We start from the raw sequence: 19,934 nt of genomic DNA on the forward strand, positions 1-19,934 counted from the left end.
ACTCCGTGAGAACGCGACACCGCCGCGATTCAGCCTTCGAGCATGGGCAGACGGATGTGCTCGCGTCGCGCCGTCTCGAGAGCCGAGGGATACCCGGCGTCGGCGTGTCGTGCCACGCCAATCCCGGGGTCGTTGGTGAGTACCCGTTCCAAACGCGCCCGCATGCGTGCCGTTCCGTCGGCGACGATCACCTGCCCGGCATGCAGTGAGTTTCCTATCCCGACGCCCCCACCATGGTGAAAGGAGACCCAGCTGGCTCCGCTGGCCACGTTGAGCAGCGCATTCAGGATGGCCCAGTCGGCGATGGCGTCACTGCCATCCTTCATTCCCTCGGTTTCGCGGAACGGCGACGCCACGCTCCCGGTGTCGAGATGATCGCGTCCGATCACAATCGGCGCCTTCAGCTCGCCAGTCGCGACGAGATCGTTGAGGGCGAGCGCGAAACGCGCCCGTTCCCCCTGCCCCAGCCAGCAGATGCGCGCCGGCAACCCCTGAAACGCAATGCGCTCCTGCGCGAGCGTGATCCATCGACGAAGCTGAACATCGTGGGGGAACAGCTCCAGCGCCAGGGCGTCGGTGCGCAGGATGTCCGCCGGATCTCCCGAGAGGGCCACCCACCGGAACGGGCCGCGGCCCTCGCAGAACTGGGGCCGAATGTATTCGGGCACGAAGCCGGGAATGCGAAACGCGTCATCGACCCCGGCATCGAAGGCCACCGTGCGGATGTTGTTGCCATAGTCGAACACGACGGCGCCACGATCCTGCAGCTGCCGCATGGCCCGCACATGCACCACCACGCTCTCTGTCGCGCGCTCGACATAGGCCTGTGGATCTGCCCGCCGGAGGTCTGCGGCCTCTTCAAGGCCTACCCCGAGCGGCACATATCCCACGAGCATGTCGTGTGCGCTCGTCTGGTCGGTGACCACATCGGGGGTGATGTTGCGACGCACGAGTTCGGGCAGGACCTCCGCGGCATTGCCGAGCAGCGCCACGGACAGCCCGGTGCCCGCCGCCTGTGCAACGCGCAGCCAGGTCAGCGCTTCGTCCAGTGATGCGGTGTGCCGGTCGCAGTAGCGGGTGCGCAGGCGCATCTCGATACGCGATGCGTCCACCTCCACCGCCAGGACCGCCGCGCCGTGCATCGCTGCAGCCAGCGGCTGTGCGCCGCCCATGCCCCCTAGACCGGCCGTCACCACCAGGCGTCCGGCGAGCGACCCGCCGAAGTGGCGCGTGGCGACCGCGCCGAAGGTCTCGTAGGTCCCCTGTACGATGCCCTGCGACCCGATGTAGATCCACGAGCCGGCGGTCATCTGCCCATACATGGTCAACCCAAGCGTCTCCAGCCGTCGGAACTCCGGCCATGTCGCCCAGCGCCCGACCAGATTGGCGTTCGCCAGCAGCACGCGCGGCGCGTCAACATGCGTACGGAAGACCGCCACCGGCTTCCCGCTCTGGACCAGCAGCGTTTCATCGTGATCGAGTGTCTCGAGCGTGCGCACGATCGCGTCGAACGCCTCCCAGGAGCGCGCAGCCCGCCCGGTACCGCCGTACACCACCAGGTCGTCGGGACGCTCGGCTACTTCGGCGTCGAGGTTGTTCATCAGCATCCGCAGCGCCGCTTCCTGCTCCCACCCGCGACAACGCAACATCGCGCCACGAGGCGCGCGGACTGGTCGTGAACCCGGAGTCATCAGATGGTCACCATGTTTGTGAGCGAGTCAAAGACACCCGCGGCCAGCGCGTCGCCCATCCGCACGATGTCCGGCGAAGGGGACCGGTCACCTGATGCCGGCGCCACGAGCGTGCGAATGCGATGATGAGCGGTTTCGACGGCCGTGCTGCTGCGGAGCGGCCGGCGATGCTCCAGCGCCTCGGCGGCCGCGATGCACTCAATGGCGAGAACGTGTCGCAGGTTGCGCACGGCGCGACGCAGCTTCACCGCCGCATGCATGGCCATCGGCACGACATCCTCCTTGTTTCCGTCCGTAGGGATGGAATCGACGCTGGCCGGGTGAGCCAGCGCCTTGCACTCACTGGCGAGTGCCGCCGCCGTGACCTGCGACATCATGTGTCCCGATTCGACCCCCGGCTGTCCGGCGAGAAACGCGGGCAGCCCCTGGTTGAAGTCGGGGTGCACGAGACGATCGATGCGTCGTTCACTGATGACGGCCAAATTCGCGGTGATGATGGCCAGCATGTCACTCGCCATCCCGACCGCCTGTCCGTGGAAGTTGCCCCCGCTCAGCAACTCCCCGGACGACAGGACCAGCGGGTTATCGGTGGCCGCATTCAACTCGCGCTCGATAATGCCGCGCGCAAAGCGCAGGGTGTCGAGTGCCGGACCATGCACCTGCGGCACGCAGCGCAGTGCATAGGCGTCCTGTACGCGCGGATCACCATGGCGGTGTGATTCGCGGAGCGCGCTGCCATGCAGCAACGCCCGCAGCAGCGCCGCCGATTCACGCTGGCCGAGCTGGCCTCGCGCATCCTGAATGCGGGGATCGAATGCATCGGGGGTGCCAAGCAGGGCTTCGAGGCTCATGGCCGTGGCGACATGCGCGGCACGCCACAGCCGCGTAAGCTCGGCGCAGGCCAGCGTGGCCACCGCTGTGTGGGCCTGCGTCCCGTTGATCAGGGCGAGTCCCTCCTTGGCCGCCAGCACCGTCGGCATGACACCGGCACGTGCCATGAGCACGTTCGCCTCGTCCTCGGCGCCGTCACAGCGCAGGCGTCCCTCGCCCATGACGGCGAGCGCCAGATGCGCGAGCGGCGCCAGATCGCCGCTCGCCCCCACACTCCCCTGTTCCGGCACGGGGGGCCAGAGCCCCGCGTTCAACATGCCGATGAGCGCGTCGACGAGTTGTGCCCGCGCCCCCGCATAGCCCGTCGCCAGGACATTGGCGCGCAGCAGCATCATGGCGCGCACCTCCCGCTCCGGGAGCGCGTCGCCAACGCCGGCGGCATGGCTGCGCACGAGATTGCGTTGCAGCGCCGCCAGCTGCGGCAGGGGAATGGTGACCTCGCTGAGCTTGCCGAAGCCGGTATTCACGCCGTAGACGGGAGCGCCGCGCTCCACCGCGGCGTCGACGACCTGACGCGTCTGCTCCATCCGCCGACGCGCATCGTCAGCCAGCGCCACCGGCATCCGTTCGTCTGCCACGGCGACCACGTCCACCATGCGCAATGTCCGACCGTCGAGCTGCAGCACCTGCGCTCCTTCGCCCGCGACGGGCGGAACTGCACCTCAGAAGTTGCTCGACCGGAACGTCTGACGGTCGTAGTTGAACTTGAGGTCGGGTTGGGCCTTCAACGCGATGAAGAAGTTGAAGGCGAAGTTTCCACTGGGGGTCTGCGAGAACGTGAATACCGCGTTCCAATCGTGCAACTGCCGCTGCAAGCCGATCTGCTGGCTCGCAAACCGTGCGCGCTCCACATCGTACTGCGTGCTCCACTGCGCCGACCAGTTGCGGGTAATGCCGAAGGACATGTTGGCATTCACCCCCTGCACGGGCGGCTGGCGAACGAACGGTGCCCCGATGGCACTCTGCCCCGTTCCGAGGCCAGTGGGCGGACTGGTTTGCGCGTTGAGGAAGCAGCGTTCGTAGGCCGCGATGCCCTGCGCACGGAACGCCTCGCACAGCTTGGCGGGATCCGCCTCGATGATGAGGCCGTTGCCTCGCGGGGCACGCTGCCGCGCCGCGTTGTACTGCAGACTGAGGTTCCACCCCTGACCCGACTCCGGCAGTGACATCTGCATGCCCCGCATGGCGCCGCCGCCCGCCGCATTCATCTGACGAGTCTGTCGGGCAACGTTCTGCTGGGCCGCCGCCTGGGCCGGGCGGATCGATGCGGAGTCGGAGAGATCGGCAGCGCGCCCGAACAACCGCGCAATGAAGCCGAAGACCGCACTCTTCCCGTTCATCGAGAAGGTAATGCCCGTCTCCGTGCGGTATGGGCTGAACGTCGCGGTGTCGGAGAGCGGATCACCCTGAAAGAGATCGTAGCTGGTGCGGAAGTCGAGCCCGGGCAGCAGGTCGGTTCGAGCGCTGATGGCAAAGGTGCGCTCGGTGAACCCGTTGCCGGTGCTGTCGGCGCGCGCGAAGTCCCAGCTGAGCGGCGAGAAGTTGACGGACAGGAGCTTGATCTTCCGCCCCTGGTCGGGTTCGGAATCGACCGGCGTGCGCAGCTTGGCCTCGAGGTTGGTGGCCAGGTTGAGCGACACGCGGTTCTGCATGAGCGCGCCCAGGTAGCCCACGCGCGACCGGCCGATGGCGGCGAGATACTCGTCGCTCACCGAGGCCGTTGGGGAGTAGCTGTAGCTGATCGACGGATTGATCGAATGCCGGAGCCGCGCAATGGGCCCCAGCCCGGGCAGCATGGCGTACAGCGTCGGCGACGCTGAGAGGGCGTAGCTGAGCCGCTTGGACTGCGACACCCAGCGTCCACCGCTGCGCTCCGTACGCACGAACAGCCCCCCCTGATCCACGTTCTGCACGTTGATGGACGGGGACACGTTCCATGTGCCCTGGAAGAACCGCGGCAAATTGAAGGAGGTCGTCCAATCCACGTTCGTCTCGAAGGTGCGCGCGAACACGCGAATGGAACGGAGCGACGTGTCGCGTACCCCCACGATCTCACGCTGCTCGGGGTAGTCGCGAAACTGTTCGGTTACAGAGAACGAGTTCTGCCACTGGAAGTCCCACAGCTTGATGGGGGTTTCGAAGGCGAACTGCATGTTGCGACGACTGGCGTTGAAGCGCGAACTGTCGACGCCGCCGCCGGGAAGCGGGTTGTACACGAAGGGGAACTGAATGCCCTGGTCGATGCGGCTGGACCCCGAGACGGCCAGTCGCAGTGACGGGGTCCAGGCGACCGGACCGGCTTCGAGTGTTCCGGCGGTCACGTTGAGCTGCGGGAAATCCATGTCCACCTGCGGACGCCCCGGATACTGCACCCGGGATCCGCCGACATTGATTGACGCCGGCCCGATCTTCGTCTGATAGTTGAGTTGGGAGCGGATCGTGGCGTTGGCCGCCATGGGGTTCACGGTGGTATTTCGCTGAATCTGGGTGTTCTGCACCCAGTTGAGCCGCGCCGTGAGCTTGGTGGACTTCGAGAAGTCCTGGTTGTGGTTCCACGTCCACGATGCATTGGTGGTGCCATTGCGCAACGCCATGTACGACACGGCGAACTCACCCGTGATGAACCGATCCACCCAGCGATAGCGCATGTCCGCGTTGCTGCGCAGGAAGCCCGGGTCCACATCCGAACTGCGTGCACCCGAACGCCAATCCATCGACAGCTCGGCGTTCATGTAATCGTTCAGCGCGAAGAAGTAGCCGATGTTCTGCACACTGCGCCGGTAGTTGGGACTGTTCCGGAACAGCTCCGCGAAGCCGAAATTGGGGGTGAGCATGCCGCTGCGTCGTCCGCTGCGCACATCCTGAAAAAAGAACGGAATCCAGAACACCGGCACCTCGCCGATGTAGAGCACCCCGGGACGCGCCACCATGACATTCTGCGAGACGAACTTCATGTCCCGGGTCGTGAAGTGGAAATGCGGCTCGGCGTGGTCACAGTAGGTGAACGACCCGTTCTTCGCGAAGACGATATGGCGGCCGCTGACCAGCGTGTCCGACAGGATCGTGCTGCGCTTGGCAGTCAGAAAAAGGCGCTGCCCGCTCACGACCGAGGTGGAGAATGCTCCCGTCGTTCCCTGCCGGGTCTCCAGGTCGTACTCGATGACCCCATTGGCGATGAAGTCATCGGCATCCTGCGCCTGCGGGTCGCGCAGCAACACGGTGTCCCCCGTGGCGACGACCTTCTTGGTGGAGTCGTTGTACTGAATGGAATCGCCGATGAGCATGGTTTCGTCACGCTGCACCGCCGACGGCTTGCCCTTGAGAGTCAGCAGGCGGGTTCCGGCGTTGAACTTCACCGTGTCCCCCTGATACTGCACCTTGGAATAGCCTTCCTTGTCGAGCAGGGCACGCATGGCGGAATCCGGTGCCTGCCACTCGTACTTCAACTTGTCCTTGGACAATTCCCGGGTGCTGTCCTGCCCCGGCTGTCCGCGCGACAGACCGGCCGGGGGCTGGGTGGGCCGGGTGGGGCGCTGCCCCTGAGCCTGCGCCACGCCTGCTCCGGCCACACTCCACCACACCAGCAGCGCCAACCCGGTGCGCCACCAGCCGCACGCGGTGTTTCGCAGGGTCACGCGACCTCAGCAGCCAGGCTGCGTTCTCGGCGCCGCGCAATGAGGCGCGACACACTGATCGACACCTCGTACAGGCCGTACAGCGGGATCGTCAACAGCAGGAGCGAGGTGGGATCACTGCCTGGGGTAATGATCGCCGCCGCGATGAGGCAGCCCACGGCCGCATGCCGCCGGAACTTCGAGAGGTACTGCGGCTGCACGATGCCGAGGGCGGACAGCAGCGCAATCACCACCGGCAATTCGAAGACGGCACCGAACGCCAGGCACATGGAAATGACGAACCCCATGTAGTCCTTGACCGTTGGCATGATCTCCACGACGCCGCTTTGGAACGACGCGAAGAACTGGAGCGTGACCGGGATGACGTACTTGAACGCGAGGGTCATGCCCATGAGGAACAGCAGCGCCGCCCCGACCAGCGAGGGGATGACCACCTTCTTCTCGTGTGTGTACAGCGCCGGGGACAGAAAGCCCCAGATCTGCCACACGATCACCGGTGATGCGGCGATGAGTCCCAGGGTGATCGCCGCATCCATGGCGATATCGAAGAGATCGCCGGGGTGCGTGACGATCAGCTTGCCGGTGATGTACGGTCGAATCGGCTCGGAGAGGATGGCGACCACATCGATCTGCTTGCTGAAGATCAGGGCAAACGACACCCCAATGCCGATGGCCAGCGCGAGCGCGATCTTGAAGAGGCGCCAGCGCAACTCCTCGAGGTGCTCGAGGAACGGCATTTCCGCGGGATTGCTGCCCGACATGGGTGACTCGTTACCTGGGGTGCTGGTCGATCAGCGCAGCGTCTTCAGCGTTTCCGCTGCCAGTTCGGCCTCATCGCTGCGCGGGAACCGCGCCACGACCTGCTCGAACAGCTGCCGCGCCTGTGCCGTGTTGCCCTGCTTGAGGATGAGCTGGGCGCGCTTGTAGAGGGCCGTGGGTGCCTTCGCCGACGTGGGATACGCGCTCACGACGGCCGCGTAGGCGGCGTCCGCGGCAGCCACGTTCGCTTCCTTCGCGAGGGACTCCGCAATCCAGAACTGCGCGTCCGCCGCGTAGTCGGACTGGGGATAGTTGGTGATGAGCTCCTGGAAGGTCATGCGCGCCGTAGCCGTGGCGCCGCGCAGCAGCTGATCGCGCCCCGTCGTGTACAGCTGATTGGGGCCCGCGAGCACGTTGGCCGATGTGTCGGGCTGCGTGGGCGCCGCAGCGGGTGGCCGCGTGCCAGCGGGTCGCGTGGGGCTCCCCGCCGGGTCGGTGAGCGCCGCCGGCGGCGGGAGCATCGCGTTGCGCGCTTCCATCTCCGAGCGCAGCCGCGCAATGGTCGCCTGGCTCTGGCCGAGCAATGTCTGCACCTGCAGCAACTGCTCCCGCACGGCGCGCATTTCGCCGCGCACGTCCCCCTGAATGGCCACGGTGCGCGCGCTGACCCGCGCCAGCGAATCGCCGGCGACCTGAATGAGCCGCTGCGTTTGCAGCAGCGCCTCCCTTTGGTCCGCCTGATTCCGGAGCAGCTCCGTGCGCATGGCGGTGATGTCACCCTGCAGGATGCGCACGTCACCGCGCGTTGCGAAACAGCCCCCCGTGGCGACGAGCGCCACGAGGGGAACCAGCCGCCACACCCGGTGGACAAGCATCGGAATCATGTCGTTGCCTTCGAATGTGGCCACGGGACTCAGCTGGCCGGCTTCAGGGTCTCGCCACCGGCCGTGATCTCGAACTCGTCGCGACGATTCTTGGACCACGCGTCTTCGGTCGTTCCCGGCACCGCCGGACGCTCGCGACCGAACGACGACGTTTCGATGCGCGACGCGTCGATCCCGCGATCGGTGAGATAGCGCTTGGCCGCCTCGGAGCGGCGACGGCCGAGCGCGATGTTGTACTCGTCACTGCCGCGCTCGTCGCAATGTCCGGCGATGCGGATGCGCAGCCCCGGATTCACGTTCAGGATCGCGATCTTCGCATCGAGGGCCTCGCGGGCATCGTCACGCAGCTCGTCGGCGTCGTATTCGAAGAAGATGGTCTCGAGGAGACGCATGCGCGCCGCCGCCACCTTCTCGTTGTACGCCGCCATGGTGTCGACCGGAGCCGCACGAGGGGTGGTGCGCTCGGGCGCCCGCTCCGTCGGCGTGGGAGCCGGCGTCGGGGCCGGGGCCACCGTCTTCTTCTTGCAGGCGCCAAGCATCAGCGACGAGGACATCATGACCAGCAGCAGACGAGAGGAACGCATCATGTCGAAAGGCTCCGGATTGGAGGGAGGGGTGTATGCCCGCAGGCGCTTACTGGGCCTGCAGGCGCGGGGACCACGCGGCAAGACGGGTTTCCGGACCGCGCGTGAGCTGGCGCGCCCGCCCGGTCTCGATGTCGACTACCCACAACTGACGCGTGCCGCTACGGTTTGAGGTGAGCACGACGTGCCGCGAGTCCGGTGCCCACGACGGGTCGTCGTTGCGGCCATCGTTGGTCACCTGCCGTACCGACTGATCGCGCAGATTGATGGTCATGATTTGAAAGGTGCCACCGTTGCGGGACTGAAACGCGACCAACCGACCATCCGGAGACCAATCCGGTCCCGCGCGATAGTCGCGATCGCCGAACGCCGCCGCCGTAAGCAGTTCCACGTTCGTACCATCCAGATCGCTAATATAAACCTCCGGATGCCCGGAGCGATCGGACATGAACGCCACGCGCTGACCGTCGGGGCTGAACGTGGGCTGCGCGCTGGCGCGCCCGCGCCCCACCGTCACGCGCCGTGGCGCCCCGCCGTCGAACGGCTGGGCGAAGAGGTCGGTACCGGAGTCGGAGCCACGCGCGTAGAGCAGCGTCCGCCCATCGGGGGAGATAGCCGGCGTGGTGTGCTCGACCCCGGGAGCACTGGCCAGTACGCGCTGGGCGCCAGTGGCGAGATCGGTGAACATCACCGGATTCCGCACCCCGTCGAGCACCGTGTACACAATGCCGCGCCCACTCGGCAGCCACTGCGGTGACATCCCGCTCGCCGTCACCGGGATCACATTTGCTCCGTCGCTGTCAACTGTCCACACCCGGCCGGCGCGGGTAAACGCAATGCGGGTCTGCGCAATGCCACGCTGGCCCGTGATCCACTCTTCCACGGCGTCTGCCACGCCGTGCACCGCCAGCCGCCAAGCGGGGGAGAGCGCACCGGCGGGAAGCGGGAAGTCCTTCTGATTGCGCACGCTCTTGAGCCCCACATCGTGCAGGATCACCCGGACCCAGCCGCTCGGCAGCACCGAGACCTGCACGATGCCATCGACGCCCAGCTTGGCAAACAGCGCCCAGTTGATCGCCCCCGTCACGGCAGGCGACGCAGACGCGCTCACCACGGTGAAGCGGTCGCTGAAATCGAAATCGCGGCTCAGGATGGTGGTCAGCGAATCCCCGTTGGCACCGCGAACCGGAAGCACGATCAGGGCGCTCTTCTCTCCCGGACGGTACTGCAACCCCAGACTGACGCCCTTGGTTGGCTGTGCCAGGAGCACGGGGACCGGCGCTGACACCAGGACACCGAGGGCGACCGCGGCACCTACCAGCGCCCCCCGGAAAACACGAGGAACGCGAGAGCGCGCAGACACCATCGGCAGAAGCGGGGAAAACGGAGTCATCGGACCTGGCACGTCACTGCGGACGCAGCGCGTAATCGAAAGTGAAATAGACCACCAGCACATCGTCGGCCCATCCGGCCGGGAGCGCACCGAAGCTCCGGGTACTCCCGACCGCCTCGATGGCTCCCATGGCATCGAGGTCGTATAGCCGGTCACCGGAGCGCTTGACCACCTCGATGCCAACCACGGTGCCGTCGCGGCGTATCATGAACTTGAGCTCCGTGACCAGCGCCGCCGACACGCGCCGTGGCGACCAGTTGAGAGCTATCTGACGCACGATGTTGGACAGGTACCCGGGATACGGGAACGCGATCCCATCCGTGCGCACATTCGCCACGTCCGCCCCGCGCGTGCCGGTGGCACCGGCGCCAGACCTGGGCGCCGCGTTGCTCTTGGTTGCCGTGGGCGACGGTGCGTTGCGGGCTCCCCCTTTCTTGGTCCGATCGGTGGAGGGCGTGGCCTTGGGAGACGGCAAGACCTTCTTCGCCTTGGTCGGCGCAGGGATCGTCTTCTCCTCTTCGACACGCTCCGCCCCGGCAACGTCCTGCTGCGACGCCGTGGCCTCCGTGGTCGGCGTCTCGACACCCGCCTGACGGGGGCCGGCCTGCCCGACCAACTCGACCCGATAAACCGGCGGGCGGGATTCCGCCGGCCGCGTCCCTGCCCACAGCAGGAAGGCCACGAGTGCGCCATGGACGGCCATGGAGACCACGAGGCCGGTCCCCAGGGCCCCCCGCCCTGCCCGCGGTGCGCGAGCCGCCGCCACCGTCGCCATGCTCAGCGCGGCTCGTCGGGCTCGGCGACCAGCCCGACCTCGGTGATGCCACGCGCCTTCATGGCGGCCACCACGCGGATGACCGTGCCGTAGTCCACGCCGGCGTCCGCACGCACGAAGACGCCCCCCGCGCCCTTGCGATCAGAGAGCGCCTTGATGCTGCCGGCGAACTCCTCGAAGGTGAGCTTGGTGTCATCGACAAAAATCTGACCGCGGCGATCCACGGTGACCACCAGGCCGTTCTTCGGCTCGAGCGGCTTGACCTCCGCCGTGGGCAGGGCAATGTCCACCCCCCCCTGCATCATCGGGGCTGTGATCATGAAAATGATCATCAGCAGCATCATCACGTCGATGAGAGAAACGACGTTGATTTCGGCGTTCACCCCGAGACGTTCACCACGACGGCCGCGGCGCATGCGTCAGATCCGCCCTTCGCGAACCATCAGGGCGATGAGCTCGGACCCGAAACCCTCAAGCTCATTGTCGAGGCGATTGAGGCGTGCCGCAAACACGTTGTAGGCGAAAGCCGCGGGAATGGCCACGGCGAGCGCCGCTGCCGTGGCGATGAGGGCCGTGGCAATTCCCGGAGCCACCGCCCCGATGTTCCCCGATCCCTTCGTGGCGATTCCCTCAAATGCCTCGATCACACCCAACACGGTGCCGAACAGTCCGATGAGCGGACTCACGCTACCTACCGTCGCCAGCCACGGAACGAACCGCCCCAGCGCTTCCCGCTCGCGCCCGGTCTGTGAATCGAGCAGCAGACGGAGCGCCTCGACCTGCGACCCGGAGAGCCTCGCCGTGCGGTCGGAAGTGGCTCCCAAGGCCGGCTTGGTATCGTTGAGGAACTGCACGGCCCGAGCGAAGACCGCCGTGAACGGACTGGGCTTCGACCGCTGCGCCAGCATCATGGCCTCGTCGATGCCCCGCGCCCGTTCGAACTCGCGCACGAAGGCGTTGCCCCCCGACTCGGCACTGCTGAACGTGCGCCACTTCGCGAACATGATGGCCCACGACAGCAACGACAGCACCGCCAGCAACCCGAGGACCGCCTTGGTCACCGGGTCGCTGGTGAGAATCAGCTGCACAAACGAACGTGGCGCGGCAGCGCCGCCCTGCGTGGACAGCTGCAGGAGCAGCAGGGCACCGGACAACGCCCCGACCCCCGTCACGCCGTGGCCTCAGCGGCCAGCCGCGCGCGACGATCGGCGAAAAACCGATAGGTGTTGGCGAGTCCGTCAGCCAGAGACACCTCCGGCGCCCAGCCAAGCACGGCACGCGCCTTGTCCGTCTGCAGCGCCGACCGGGCCAACTCGCCCGGGCGGGCGGGCGCATACTCAATGGGCGCAGTTGCCCCGGACACCGTGCGCAGTGTCTCGGCGAGCGCGTTGACCGTCGTCTCGAGACTGGTGCCGATGTTGAAGGCGCGCGCGTCAAGGCGCCCCTTGGGCGGCAGCTCGCGCGTGGCCGCCAGAAAATTGGCGCGCGCCACATCGCCGGCGTACACGTAATCCCGCGTCTGTTCACCGTCGCCAAACACCGTGAGCGGGCGGCCATCGAGCAGCCGATTACAGAAGATCGCCACAACCCCGGCCTCGCCGTGCGGATCCTGCCGTGGCCCATAGACGTTCCCGTAGCGCAAGGCGACCGTCTCGAGGCCGTGGACGCGGCCGTAGTACGCCAGGTAATACTCGACCGCCAGCTTCGCGATGCCGTACGGCGCTTCCGGATCCTTGGCGAACGCTTCCGTGCTTGGCGGGGGATCGAAATCGCCATACAGCGCACCGCCCGTGGACGAGAACACCGTGCGTGTCGGATAACCGCTGGCGCGCACCGCCTCCATGATGTTGAGCGTACCGAGCACGTTGCGCGTCGCATCATACACCGGATCATTGACGCTGCGTCGCACGTCGATCTGCGCCGCCAGATGACAGATCACGTCGAAGCTTCCATCATGGACCAGCGCCGACGCCTCCGCCGACGTAATGCACCCACGCACGAACCGAGCGGATGCCGGGAGGTTCTCTTCGCGACCACTGGACAAGTCGTCGAGAATGGTGACGGTCCAGCCTTCTGCCACGAAGCGATCTGCCACGTGTGAGCCGATGAACCCGGCACCTCCCGTCACCAGGACTGATTTCGCCATGCCGCTCGCTGCCTCGCCGTCGGAGTGATGTTGTCGTGGTTCCCGTCAATGTAAACACGCGCCGGGGGCCACGGGGCACCCGGCGCGTGTGGATATTCTCGAGACGCCGCACGATGTGATCTTTCCACTCGTGCGCAGCCGCTATGCCGGCAACAACCGTTGGTGACGGGCGTCGCCGGATTTGCTCAGGGCGCTTTTGCGTAGCGACGCGCCGTCATGCCGACCGCAATGTCGGTCTGATACTGCTGGGTGATGATGGCCGTGGCATGATCACGATCGGCCCGTACCACACGCACCGTCGCAGCGAGCGCTTCGGTCGTGCCCTGCGCAATCCGGCGGTAGATCGCCAGTTCATCGCCAGCCATCAGGCCGCCGGCACTCCCGGCCGAGAGCAGCATGAAGCTCTGCAGGGTCGGCTGTCCCTCGTGGGGGTCGAGCCAGGCAATGGTGGCCGACACATCCGGGGTGTCCAGACGTGTGGCCTTCACCCACGGCGCACTGCCTTCGGGAGCAGGCAGCAGGTGCTGCCCCTCTTCAATGCGCCCGGACTGCCGTCGCACCATCGCCAGCGCAGGCTTCCCTGCCTCGGCCTTCACCACCTCGAGCACGCCAGTCGGTTGCACCAGCAACTGCCCACGCACCAGCAGCGAGGGGGGGCCAAAGGCGATGAGACGGTCGCCCACCTTGTAGTTCTGCAGCGCCGGGGCTTGCAGCTCGACCTGATCGGTCATGATGGCCCGCTGGGGATACGCATCGCCGGTGGACTGCGACGATCCGACGCGTCCGGCCAAACGGCCCGCCTTGGCAAGCACCGCCTCGGCCATCACGAACGGCGCCGACTGAAATTCGGCAACGCGCGGCGCCGGTGTGTTCGGCCGCAGGACCGCCCGCGTACGCCGCTCCGCCTCGGCGGCATCCGGAAGATCTCGATGGAAGACGGTCGCGATCTCATTCGCCTTGCGCGACGCCATGGCAACTTCCTGATCGACCAGCCCGACTCGACGCGCGCCGCGCTCGCCCACCAGCGTGCCCACACTCGGGCTGAGACCGGCGCGCCCGGTGTCGGCGGTCGCCGCCACCTTGGCGGTCGTCGCGCTCGGCGCAGGAGTCGGCGCAGCAGGTGCCACCGGTGCCGCCGATGCCGCGCGCGCGCCAGTGCGCCCGGCATTCCCCTTCCCCGCTGTCTGCGCGGCAAGGGAACCCGCGGGCGACTTGGCCGGCGTGGCCTCGGGAACAGGCGGCAGCGTACCTTCGCCGGCCTTGGCAAGGGCGGCCCTGGGCACTGTACTGTCAGCAGGGGCCGCCGCGACCTCGCCGGCCTTCGGCCCACGGACCGCAGGACGCGCCGGAACCTTCAACCGCATTCCCACGCGGAGCGGCGGTTCGGCTGCCACAGACAGTCCATTCGAGCGGGCCAACGACTGCCACTGGTGACCGTCGCCATGGTAGCGCGCGGCGAGCCCCCATAGGGTTTCGCCCCGCTTCACCACATGCACCCGCGTGGACGCCTCGGATGCTGCCGACGGCGTGCTCTGCGCGTGCAGCATGGCGGGGCGCCAGACGAGCAGCAGGGCCAGCGTGGCCAGAGCCGCAATGAGAAGACGGGACAGCACGGCTCTCGCAGGGCTGTCCGTGACGGCGGTGGAGGCGTGCGCCCGATTGGCAGCGCGCATCAGCGAACCTCGACAGGGGAAGGGTCAGGGCATCCGAAGGGGCGGACGCCAAAGGAGCCGCGCCGAAGCCGCGCACGGTGTACCCGTACGAGAGACGCCTGCCCGCGCCCACGGTAACGACGACAGCATATCGGTCTCGGCGCTTCCTGTCACACCGCGGGCATTCCCCTGGCGACGCCAGCGCCGCCAGGGTCCCGCCCCTCACCCAGCGTCAGAACGGCAGGTCGTCGTCTTCGTCGTTGAGGGCGCCAGGGAAATCATTGAAATCGTCGGCACCCGCCGGGGTCGCAGCCTTGCGCGGGGCAGCGGGTGATGATGGGGCCGCACGGCGCGGCGCCGCGTCCATGTCATCTCCACCGCCCATACCGCCAGCGCGACCACCAAGCAGCATGAGTTCCTTGACCTTGATCTCAGTGGTGTACTTGGTCTGCCCCTCCTTGTCCGTCCACTGGCGGTACTCGATCTCTCCCTCGACGTAGATCTTTTCGCCCTTGCGCACGTACTTCTCGACGACATCCGCGAGGCCGGTCCCGCGCCCGCTGTTCCATACGACGCAGCGATGCCACTCCGTCTTTTCCTGCTTGTTGCCACTCTGATCCGTCCACTGGCGGCCCGTCGCCAGTGAGAACGTCGCGACTCGGCCGCCGGTCCCGACGGTACGGACTTCGGGATCTCCCCCGACGTTGCCAATGAGAATGGCCTTGTTCAGGCTGCGGCTCACGTTGCCTCCTCAGAATCGAAATTGAACGCCGATGATGCATCGAACGATGGGAACATACGGCACACTCGGCAGGACGCGTTAACCGGCAAAACGCCGGGACCATCAATCCTACGCGGGGGATCCGACAGGACGAACCCGTCGCAACACCAAGGCATCCTCCGTCGGGTGCTGATAGTAGTGGCGTCGCCGTCCCACCAGCGCGAAACCGCGGCTGCCGTACAGGTCCCGCGCCGGACTGTTGGATGTGCGCACCTCGAGATACACGGAGGCCAGGTCGGCGTGGTCGGCAAACTGCAGGGCATCGTCGAGCAGCTGTGCACCGATACCGCGCCCGCGATGTACCAACGCGGTGCAGATGTTGGCAATCTCGCCCTCGTCGGCCGCTCGCAACAGCACACAGTAACCGGCGATCGCCCCAGACCCCTCACACGCCACCCGCAGGCGGGCGTACCCGCGCGATAGCAGGTCGCGGAAAGCCGACGGCGCCCACGCGTCGGCAAACGCTTCGGCTTCGATCTTTGCTACCCCCTCGACGTCGCCGAGATGCATATCCCGAATGGTGACCGGGAGGCGCGTCATCAGCCGTCAGCTCCGCACGACAGGCGCATTCGGCAAACTGATGCCGTAACGCTCCTCCCACTTCACCTGCGCTTCGGCGAGGCGTCCATACAGGGGCTCCCACCCATTCAGCTCGATCGGGCGATCCCGCCACTCCCCACGGGCCGAGGCCAGGCACTCGGCAACCGGCATGCAGAGAGCGAGATCCTCGTCAAACGGCGACGACAGCACCGCCAGCCGCTGCCACGGGGACACCGCCAGCTGCAGCTTCTCCGCCGCCATCCGGCCGGCGGCCCCCGCCGGGCGCCAGAACCCGCCGTCGTCTCGCCGGACAGGCAGCACGTACCGCTCTCCACGGAGAGCCTCGGCGTGAACGACGTAGTCGCCGACTGGTACGTCCGACAACGACGCAGCGGCCAAAAGCAGCGAGGGTACGGCATACAGGGGGCACCCGGCACCATGGGCCAGCCCCTTGGCCAGTGCGGCGGCGATACGCAGGGAGGTGAAGCCGCCCGGCCCCTCTCCGCAGACGATCGCCCCCAAGTCGCGCGGGCGCATGCCTGACCGCGCCAGCAGTTGTTGCAGCGCGGGGAAAAGCGAATCCTCCTTCCCCGCCCCCATGGCCACGCTGTGGGCGCCCAGCACACGGCTACCGGCAAACAGCGCCACCGTGCCACTGGTGGTCGAAGCGTCAAGGACGAGTGTCAGGGCGGAATCGGAAAGGGCGTCCACACAGGGAGTTTACCGCGGCATCGCCGTCGATCACACCCCGCCCCGCGATACGCCAGCACCTTCAGGCCACGCGGGAAGCCCCGCGCGCGATCGGCGCCCCAATCACGACGGTCGGCAACTGCTCACACCCGTCATCCGACAGCTGCGCCAACGTGGCAAAGGTGCCATCCTCCGCCAACGCGACGGCGGCGTCGAACAGGTTGCCGTCGAAGGCCGTGCCGCGATCGCGCGCCATGGTGTCGACCACCGTGGCCACAGGCAGCCCTGCCCGGTACGGCCGCTCGGCGGTGAGCGCCTCATCGAAGTCGGCAACCGCCCGCACACGTGCCATGAACGACAGGCGTTCCCCGGCATCCGCCAGAGGTAGCCCTGACCGTCCAGTCGCTCGTGATGGCAAGCGGCGTCGGCAGCAAAGTGGCGAAATGCGCTGGCAAGCCATGGCCAGCGCCGCAGCAGCGCGCCGTCCGCGCCGCCAGTTGCCACCGGTCGTGCCAGTCGACCAAGCGCACATCGCGCTTGAGTACCTGAACCGCACTACGGTACTGCGCAGCGTGTGCCCCAGCCGCTGCCCCTCCGTTTGGGAGGGCGTACGATTCCGGAGTATCGGCCCCGATCGTTACTGGCTGTTGTACCGAGCCGTGCCGTCATCGCAGGCGTTCACGGCCAGCCGTTGCCGTGCGTCGGACGAGTCAGCGCGAGCGTTGCGGCGCCACCCGGAGCACGCGCCGACCCGCGTGGGCCGGGTCGTGGGCCAGCGTGATGTGGATGGTCTCCGGTGGCAACGTGTGCCGTGCGCGTTCTGGCCACTCCACCAGCAACACCGGCGCTGTCGCCACCAGCTCGTCCCAGCCGAGTGCCTCGAGTTCGGACTCGTGGCGCAGGCGATACAAGTCGACGTGGACGACCGGTCCACGAGGCGAGTCGTACTGCTGCACGAGTGAAAATGTGGGACTGGTCACCGCCCCGAGCTCCGATACGCCGAGGCCGGCACAGATGGCGCGGGCGAGGGTCGTCTTGCCGGAACCGAGGTCGCCCTCAAGGGTCACCACGGCCGGTACGGGCAGCGCCGCTCCCACAGCACGCCCCCACGCTTCGAGGGAATCGCGCTCCGGCGCCCTCGGCGCGCCACGTGTGAGCAGATGTGACAGCGCGGTGGCTGCCGTCTCAGCGGCCACGCTTCCCCCCGGCACGGCGCCCCGGTGCACTCCCTGGCGGTCTCTTGGGCGCGGGGGCGTTGCCGCGGGCCTGCGCCGGTGCCTGCCCCAGCGCCGTTCGCACCTCGAACAACTGATCGCGGAGTCGGGCCGCTGCCTCGAAGTCCAGCGCCGTGGCGGCTTCTCGCATGGCCACTTCAAGCTCGGTCACCAGCTGTTCCAGCTCCTCCCGTGACCGTGCCACCTGCTCGCTGGCCAGACGCTTCGGCGCAGGGGGCTCACCCTCACGCTCGACACGCGCGTCGGCCACCCGCGTTATGAACCGGACCTCGTCGACGCTCTTGCTCACACCCTTCGGAACAATCCCGTGCGCGAGATTGTACTCGTGCTGCATCGTACGCCGACGGTCGGTCTCGTCCATGGCGCGCTGCATGGACCCCGTGATGCGGTCGGCATAGAGGATGGCCATACCGTGCAGATTGCGCGCGGCCCGGCCGATGGTCTGAATGAGCGACCGATCGCTGCGCAGGAACCCTTCCTGATCGGCATCGAGAATGGCGACGAGCGATACCTCGGGCATGTCGAGTCCCTCGCGCAGCAGATTGATGCCAACGAGCACATCGAATTCACCAAGCCGCAAGCCGCGCACAATTTCCATGCGCTCGATGGCGTCGATGTCGGAATGCATGTAGCGCACCCGAACACCCATCTGCTGCAAATAGTCGGTGAGATCCTCCGACATGCGCTTGGTGAGAGTGGTGACCAGTACCCGCTCGCCCCGGCGCTCGCGCTGCCGAATCTCGTGAAGCAGGTCGTCCACCTGTCCCTTCACCGGTCGCACCTCGAGCATCGGATCGAGCAGCCCCGTTGGCCGAATGACCTGCTCCACCACGATCCCCTCGGAGAGCTGCAATTCGAGTTCGCCCGGCGTGGCCGATACGCTGATGAGCCGCGGGACCAATTGCATGAACTCCTCGAAAACCAGCGGCCGGTTGTCGAGCGCACTCGGGAGCCGGAATCCGTAGTCGACGAGCGTCAGCTTTCGGGCACGGTCGCCGTTGTACATGGCGCGCACCTGGGGCAGCGTCACGTGCGACTCATCCACCACCACGAGATAGTCGTCGGGGAAGTAGTCGAGCAGACACGCCGGACGTTCTCCCGCCAGGCGGCCACTGATGTGCCGTGAGTAATTCTCGATGCCGGCGCAGGTGCCGATCTCCGCCAGCATTTCGAGGTCGAAGTTGGTGCGCTGTTCCAGCCGCTGGGCCTCGAGCAGCTTCCCCTGCAGCCGGAGCTCCGCGAGTCGCTCCGCGAGCTCGTCGCGAATGGCCCTCGACGCGCGCTCGATCGTCGGCCGATTGGTGATGAAGTGCTTCGCCGGATAGATGGCCATGCGGTCGAGCGCGGCGATCGTCTCACCAGTGAGCGGATCGATCTTGCTGATGCGCTCGATCTCGTCGCCCCACAACTCGAGCCGCACGGCCTGCTCCTCGTATGCCGGGTAGATCTCCACGGTATCGCCGCGCACCCGGAAGGTGCCGCGATCGAAGGCGACGTCGTTGCGCAGATACTGGATGCCAACCAGGGCGCGCAGGATTTCGTCGCGCGGGATCTGCTGTCCCCGTGACAGGGACACCATGCGTTCACGGTACGACACCGGGTCACCGAGGCCGTAAATGGCCGACACCGTGGACACGATCACGACATCGTCGCGCTCCATGAGGGAGCTCGTGGCGCGCAGGCGCAGGCGATCGATATCCTCGTTGATGCTCGCGTCCTTCTCGATGTACGTGTCACTCGAGGGTACGTACGCTTCCGGCTGGTAGTAGTCGTAGTAGGAGATGAAGTACTCGACCGCATTCGTGGGGAAAAACGACTTCAACTCGCCATACAGCTGCGCCGCCAGCGTCTTGTTGTGCGACAGCACCAGCGTGGGGCGCCCCCACTGCGCGACCACATTGGCGATCGTCATCGTCTTGCCGGAGCCGGTGACGCCGAGGAGTGTCTGGTGACGATCACCGCGGTGGAGCCCGGCGGTCAACTCGGCAATGGCGCGAGGCTGGTCGCCGGCGGGATCGAAGGGCGACTGCAGGCGGAATTGATATTCCATCATGCGAAAGCTAGCACTGTCGGTTTCTATTCGGTAGGACCGATTCCTGGCGGTCGCTTGCGATGCGCCGCTCACGCTCCTGGCCCGAATCGCCCACCTGTCATCATCGGTGATGCGTGCCCCACTCCCCACTGGCGCATTTCGGCATGCGTTTCGCCGACGCCGACGCCGGTCGCGACCAGCAATATCCTGTCGCGGCCGTGAGACCGCGGAGAGCCGTGGGTCACG

General features: G+C 66.8%; 18 protein-coding genes. All 18 read right to left on the minus strand.

From position 1 onward, the window contains the following. Window positions 1-29: 29 nt before the first annotated feature. On the minus strand, window positions 30-1,691 hold the full coding sequence (gene hutU / locus O9271_RS13945) for a urocanate hydratase (protein WP_298270826.1): 1,662 nt from the start codon (window positions 1,689-1,691) through the stop codon (window positions 30-32). After that, window positions 1,691-3,208, minus strand: a complete 1,518-nt coding sequence (gene hutH / locus O9271_RS13950; RefSeq protein WP_298270829.1) for a histidine ammonia-lyase — start codon at window positions 3,206-3,208, stop codon at window positions 1,691-1,693. The genes hutU and hutH overlap by 1 nt, the downstream gene beginning before the upstream one ends. Window positions 3,209-3,244: 36 nt before the next feature. Then, entirely contained in the window at window positions 3,245-6,217 is a 2,973-nt protein-coding gene (locus O9271_RS13955; protein ID WP_298270832.1) for a putative LPS assembly protein LptD, read from the minus strand. Beyond that, window positions 6,214-6,978, minus strand: a complete 765-nt coding sequence (tatC, locus tag O9271_RS13960) for a twin-arginine translocase subunit TatC (RefSeq protein ID WP_298270834.1) — start codon at window positions 6,976-6,978, stop codon at window positions 6,214-6,216. The genes O9271_RS13955 and tatC overlap by 4 nt, the downstream gene beginning before the upstream one ends. 30 nt (window positions 6,979-7,008) lie before the next feature. After that, entirely contained in the window at window positions 7,009-7,860 is an 852-nt protein-coding gene (gene ybgF / locus O9271_RS13965; protein ID WP_298270836.1) for a tol-pal system protein YbgF, read from the minus strand. 29 nt (window positions 7,861-7,889) lie between these two features. Next, a complete protein-coding gene (locus O9271_RS13970; protein ID WP_298270838.1) occupies window positions 7,890-8,447 on the minus strand; it encodes an OmpA family protein in 558 nt (185 codons plus the stop codon). 46 nt (window positions 8,448-8,493) lie between these two features. Beyond that, window positions 8,494-9,732, minus strand: coding sequence for a hypothetical protein (locus O9271_RS13975; RefSeq protein ID WP_298270841.1), 1,239 nt, complete (start codon window positions 9,730-9,732; stop codon window positions 8,494-8,496). Window positions 9,733-9,850: 118 nt separating this feature from the next. Next, a complete protein-coding gene (locus O9271_RS13980; protein ID WP_298270844.1) occupies window positions 9,851-10,540 on the minus strand; it encodes a TonB C-terminal domain-containing protein in 690 nt (229 codons plus the stop codon). Between the two features lie 74 nt (window positions 10,541-10,614). Next, complete coding sequence (locus tag O9271_RS13985) at window positions 10,615-11,028, minus strand: biopolymer transporter ExbD (protein ID WP_291261830.1); 414 nt, start codon at window positions 11,026-11,028, stop codon at window positions 10,615-10,617. 3 nt (window positions 11,029-11,031) lie between these two features. Then, entirely contained in the window at window positions 11,032-11,784 is a 753-nt protein-coding gene (locus O9271_RS13990) for a MotA/TolQ/ExbB proton channel family protein (protein ID WP_298270846.1), read from the minus strand. Beyond that, window positions 11,781-12,758: an NAD-dependent epimerase/dehydratase family protein gene (locus tag O9271_RS13995; protein WP_298270848.1), complete on the minus strand. Its 978-nt coding sequence runs from the start codon at window positions 12,756-12,758 to the stop codon at window positions 11,781-11,783. Before O9271_RS13995 ends, O9271_RS13990 begins: the two co-directional genes overlap by 4 nt. A 185-nt stretch (window positions 12,759-12,943) precedes the next feature. Further along, window positions 12,944-14,431, minus strand: a complete 1,488-nt coding sequence (locus O9271_RS14000) for a LysM peptidoglycan-binding domain-containing protein (RefSeq protein ID WP_298270852.1) — start codon at window positions 14,429-14,431, stop codon at window positions 12,944-12,946. Window positions 14,432-14,642: 211 nt separating this feature from the next. Next, the gene (ssb, locus tag O9271_RS14005; RefSeq protein ID WP_298270854.1) at window positions 14,643-15,152 is read right to left on the minus strand and encodes a single-stranded DNA-binding protein; all 510 of its coding nucleotides are present in this window, start codon (window positions 15,150-15,152) and stop codon (window positions 14,643-14,645) included. Between the two features lie 108 nt (window positions 15,153-15,260). Further along, complete coding sequence (gene rimI, locus O9271_RS14010) at window positions 15,261-15,731, minus strand: ribosomal protein S18-alanine N-acetyltransferase (RefSeq protein ID WP_298270857.1); 471 nt, start codon at window positions 15,729-15,731, stop codon at window positions 15,261-15,263. A gap of 6 nt (window positions 15,732-15,737) precedes the next feature. Continuing rightward, window positions 15,738-16,442, minus strand: coding sequence for a tRNA (adenosine(37)-N6)-threonylcarbamoyltransferase complex dimerization subunit type 1 TsaB (gene tsaB, locus O9271_RS14015; RefSeq protein WP_298270860.1), 705 nt, complete (start codon window positions 16,440-16,442; stop codon window positions 15,738-15,740). Between the two features lie 61 nt (window positions 16,443-16,503). After that, complete coding sequence (locus O9271_RS14020) at window positions 16,504-16,773, minus strand: hypothetical protein (RefSeq protein ID WP_298270862.1); 270 nt, start codon at window positions 16,771-16,773, stop codon at window positions 16,504-16,506. 358 nt (window positions 16,774-17,131) lie between these two features. Then, window positions 17,132-17,617 carry a tRNA (adenosine(37)-N6)-threonylcarbamoyltransferase complex ATPase subunit type 1 TsaE gene (gene tsaE, locus O9271_RS14025; RefSeq protein WP_298270864.1) on the minus strand — a complete coding sequence of 162 codons (486 nt, stop codon included), beginning with the start codon at window positions 17,615-17,617 and terminating at the stop codon, window positions 17,132-17,134. After that, window positions 17,607-19,706 carry an excinuclease ABC subunit UvrB gene (gene uvrB, locus O9271_RS14030; protein ID WP_343213920.1) on the minus strand — a complete coding sequence of 700 codons (2,100 nt, stop codon included), beginning with the start codon at window positions 19,704-19,706 and terminating at the stop codon, window positions 17,607-17,609. The genes tsaE and uvrB overlap by 11 nt, the downstream gene beginning before the upstream one ends. Between the last annotated feature and the right edge of the window lie 228 nt (window positions 19,707-19,934).

Origin of the sequence: Gemmatimonas sp. (assembly GCF_027531815.1) — a bacterium.
GTDB lineage: Bacteria > Gemmatimonadota > Gemmatimonadetes > Gemmatimonadales > Gemmatimonadaceae > Gemmatimonas.

What these genes read in the sequence shown, in the direction of transcription:
- hutU (WP_298270826.1), bottom strand. Translation starts at nt 1,691, where the DNA reads ATGACTCCGGGTTCACGACCAGTCCGCGCGCCTCGTGGCGCGATGTTG.
- tatC (WP_298270834.1), bottom strand. Translation starts at nt 6,978, where the DNA reads ATGTCGGGCAGCAATCCCGCGGAAATGCCGTTCCTCGAGCACCTCGAG.
- ybgF (WP_298270836.1), bottom strand. Translation starts at nt 7,860, where the DNA reads ATGATTCCGATGCTTGTCCACCGGGTGTGGCGGCTGGTTCCCCTCGTG.
- O9271_RS13970 (WP_298270838.1), bottom strand. Translation starts at nt 8,447, where the DNA reads ATGATGCGTTCCTCTCGTCTGCTGCTGGTCATGATGTCCTCGTCGCTG.
- O9271_RS13980 (WP_298270844.1), bottom strand. Translation starts at nt 10,540, where the DNA reads ATGGCCGTCCATGGCGCACTCGTGGCCTTCCTGCTGTGGGCAGGGACG.
- O9271_RS13985 (WP_291261830.1), bottom strand. Translation starts at nt 11,028, where the DNA reads ATGCGCCGCGGCCGTCGTGGTGAACGTCTCGGGGTGAACGCCGAAATC.
- O9271_RS13995 (WP_298270848.1), bottom strand. Translation starts at nt 12,758, where the DNA reads ATGGCGAAATCAGTCCTGGTGACGGGAGGTGCCGGGTTCATCGGCTCA.
- O9271_RS14000 (WP_298270852.1), bottom strand. Translation starts at nt 14,431, where the DNA reads ATGCGCGCTGCCAATCGGGCGCACGCCTCCACCGCCGTCACGGACAGC.
- rimI (WP_298270857.1), bottom strand. Translation starts at nt 15,731, where the DNA reads ATGACGCGCCTCCCGGTCACCATTCGGGATATGCATCTCGGCGACGTC.
- O9271_RS14020 (WP_298270862.1), bottom strand. Translation starts at nt 16,773, where the DNA reads ATGGCACGTGTGCGGGCGGTTGCCGACTTCGATGAGGCGCTCACCGCC.
- uvrB (WP_343213920.1), bottom strand. Translation starts at nt 19,706, where the DNA reads ATGGAATATCAATTCCGCCTGCAGTCGCCCTTCGATCCCGCCGGCGAC.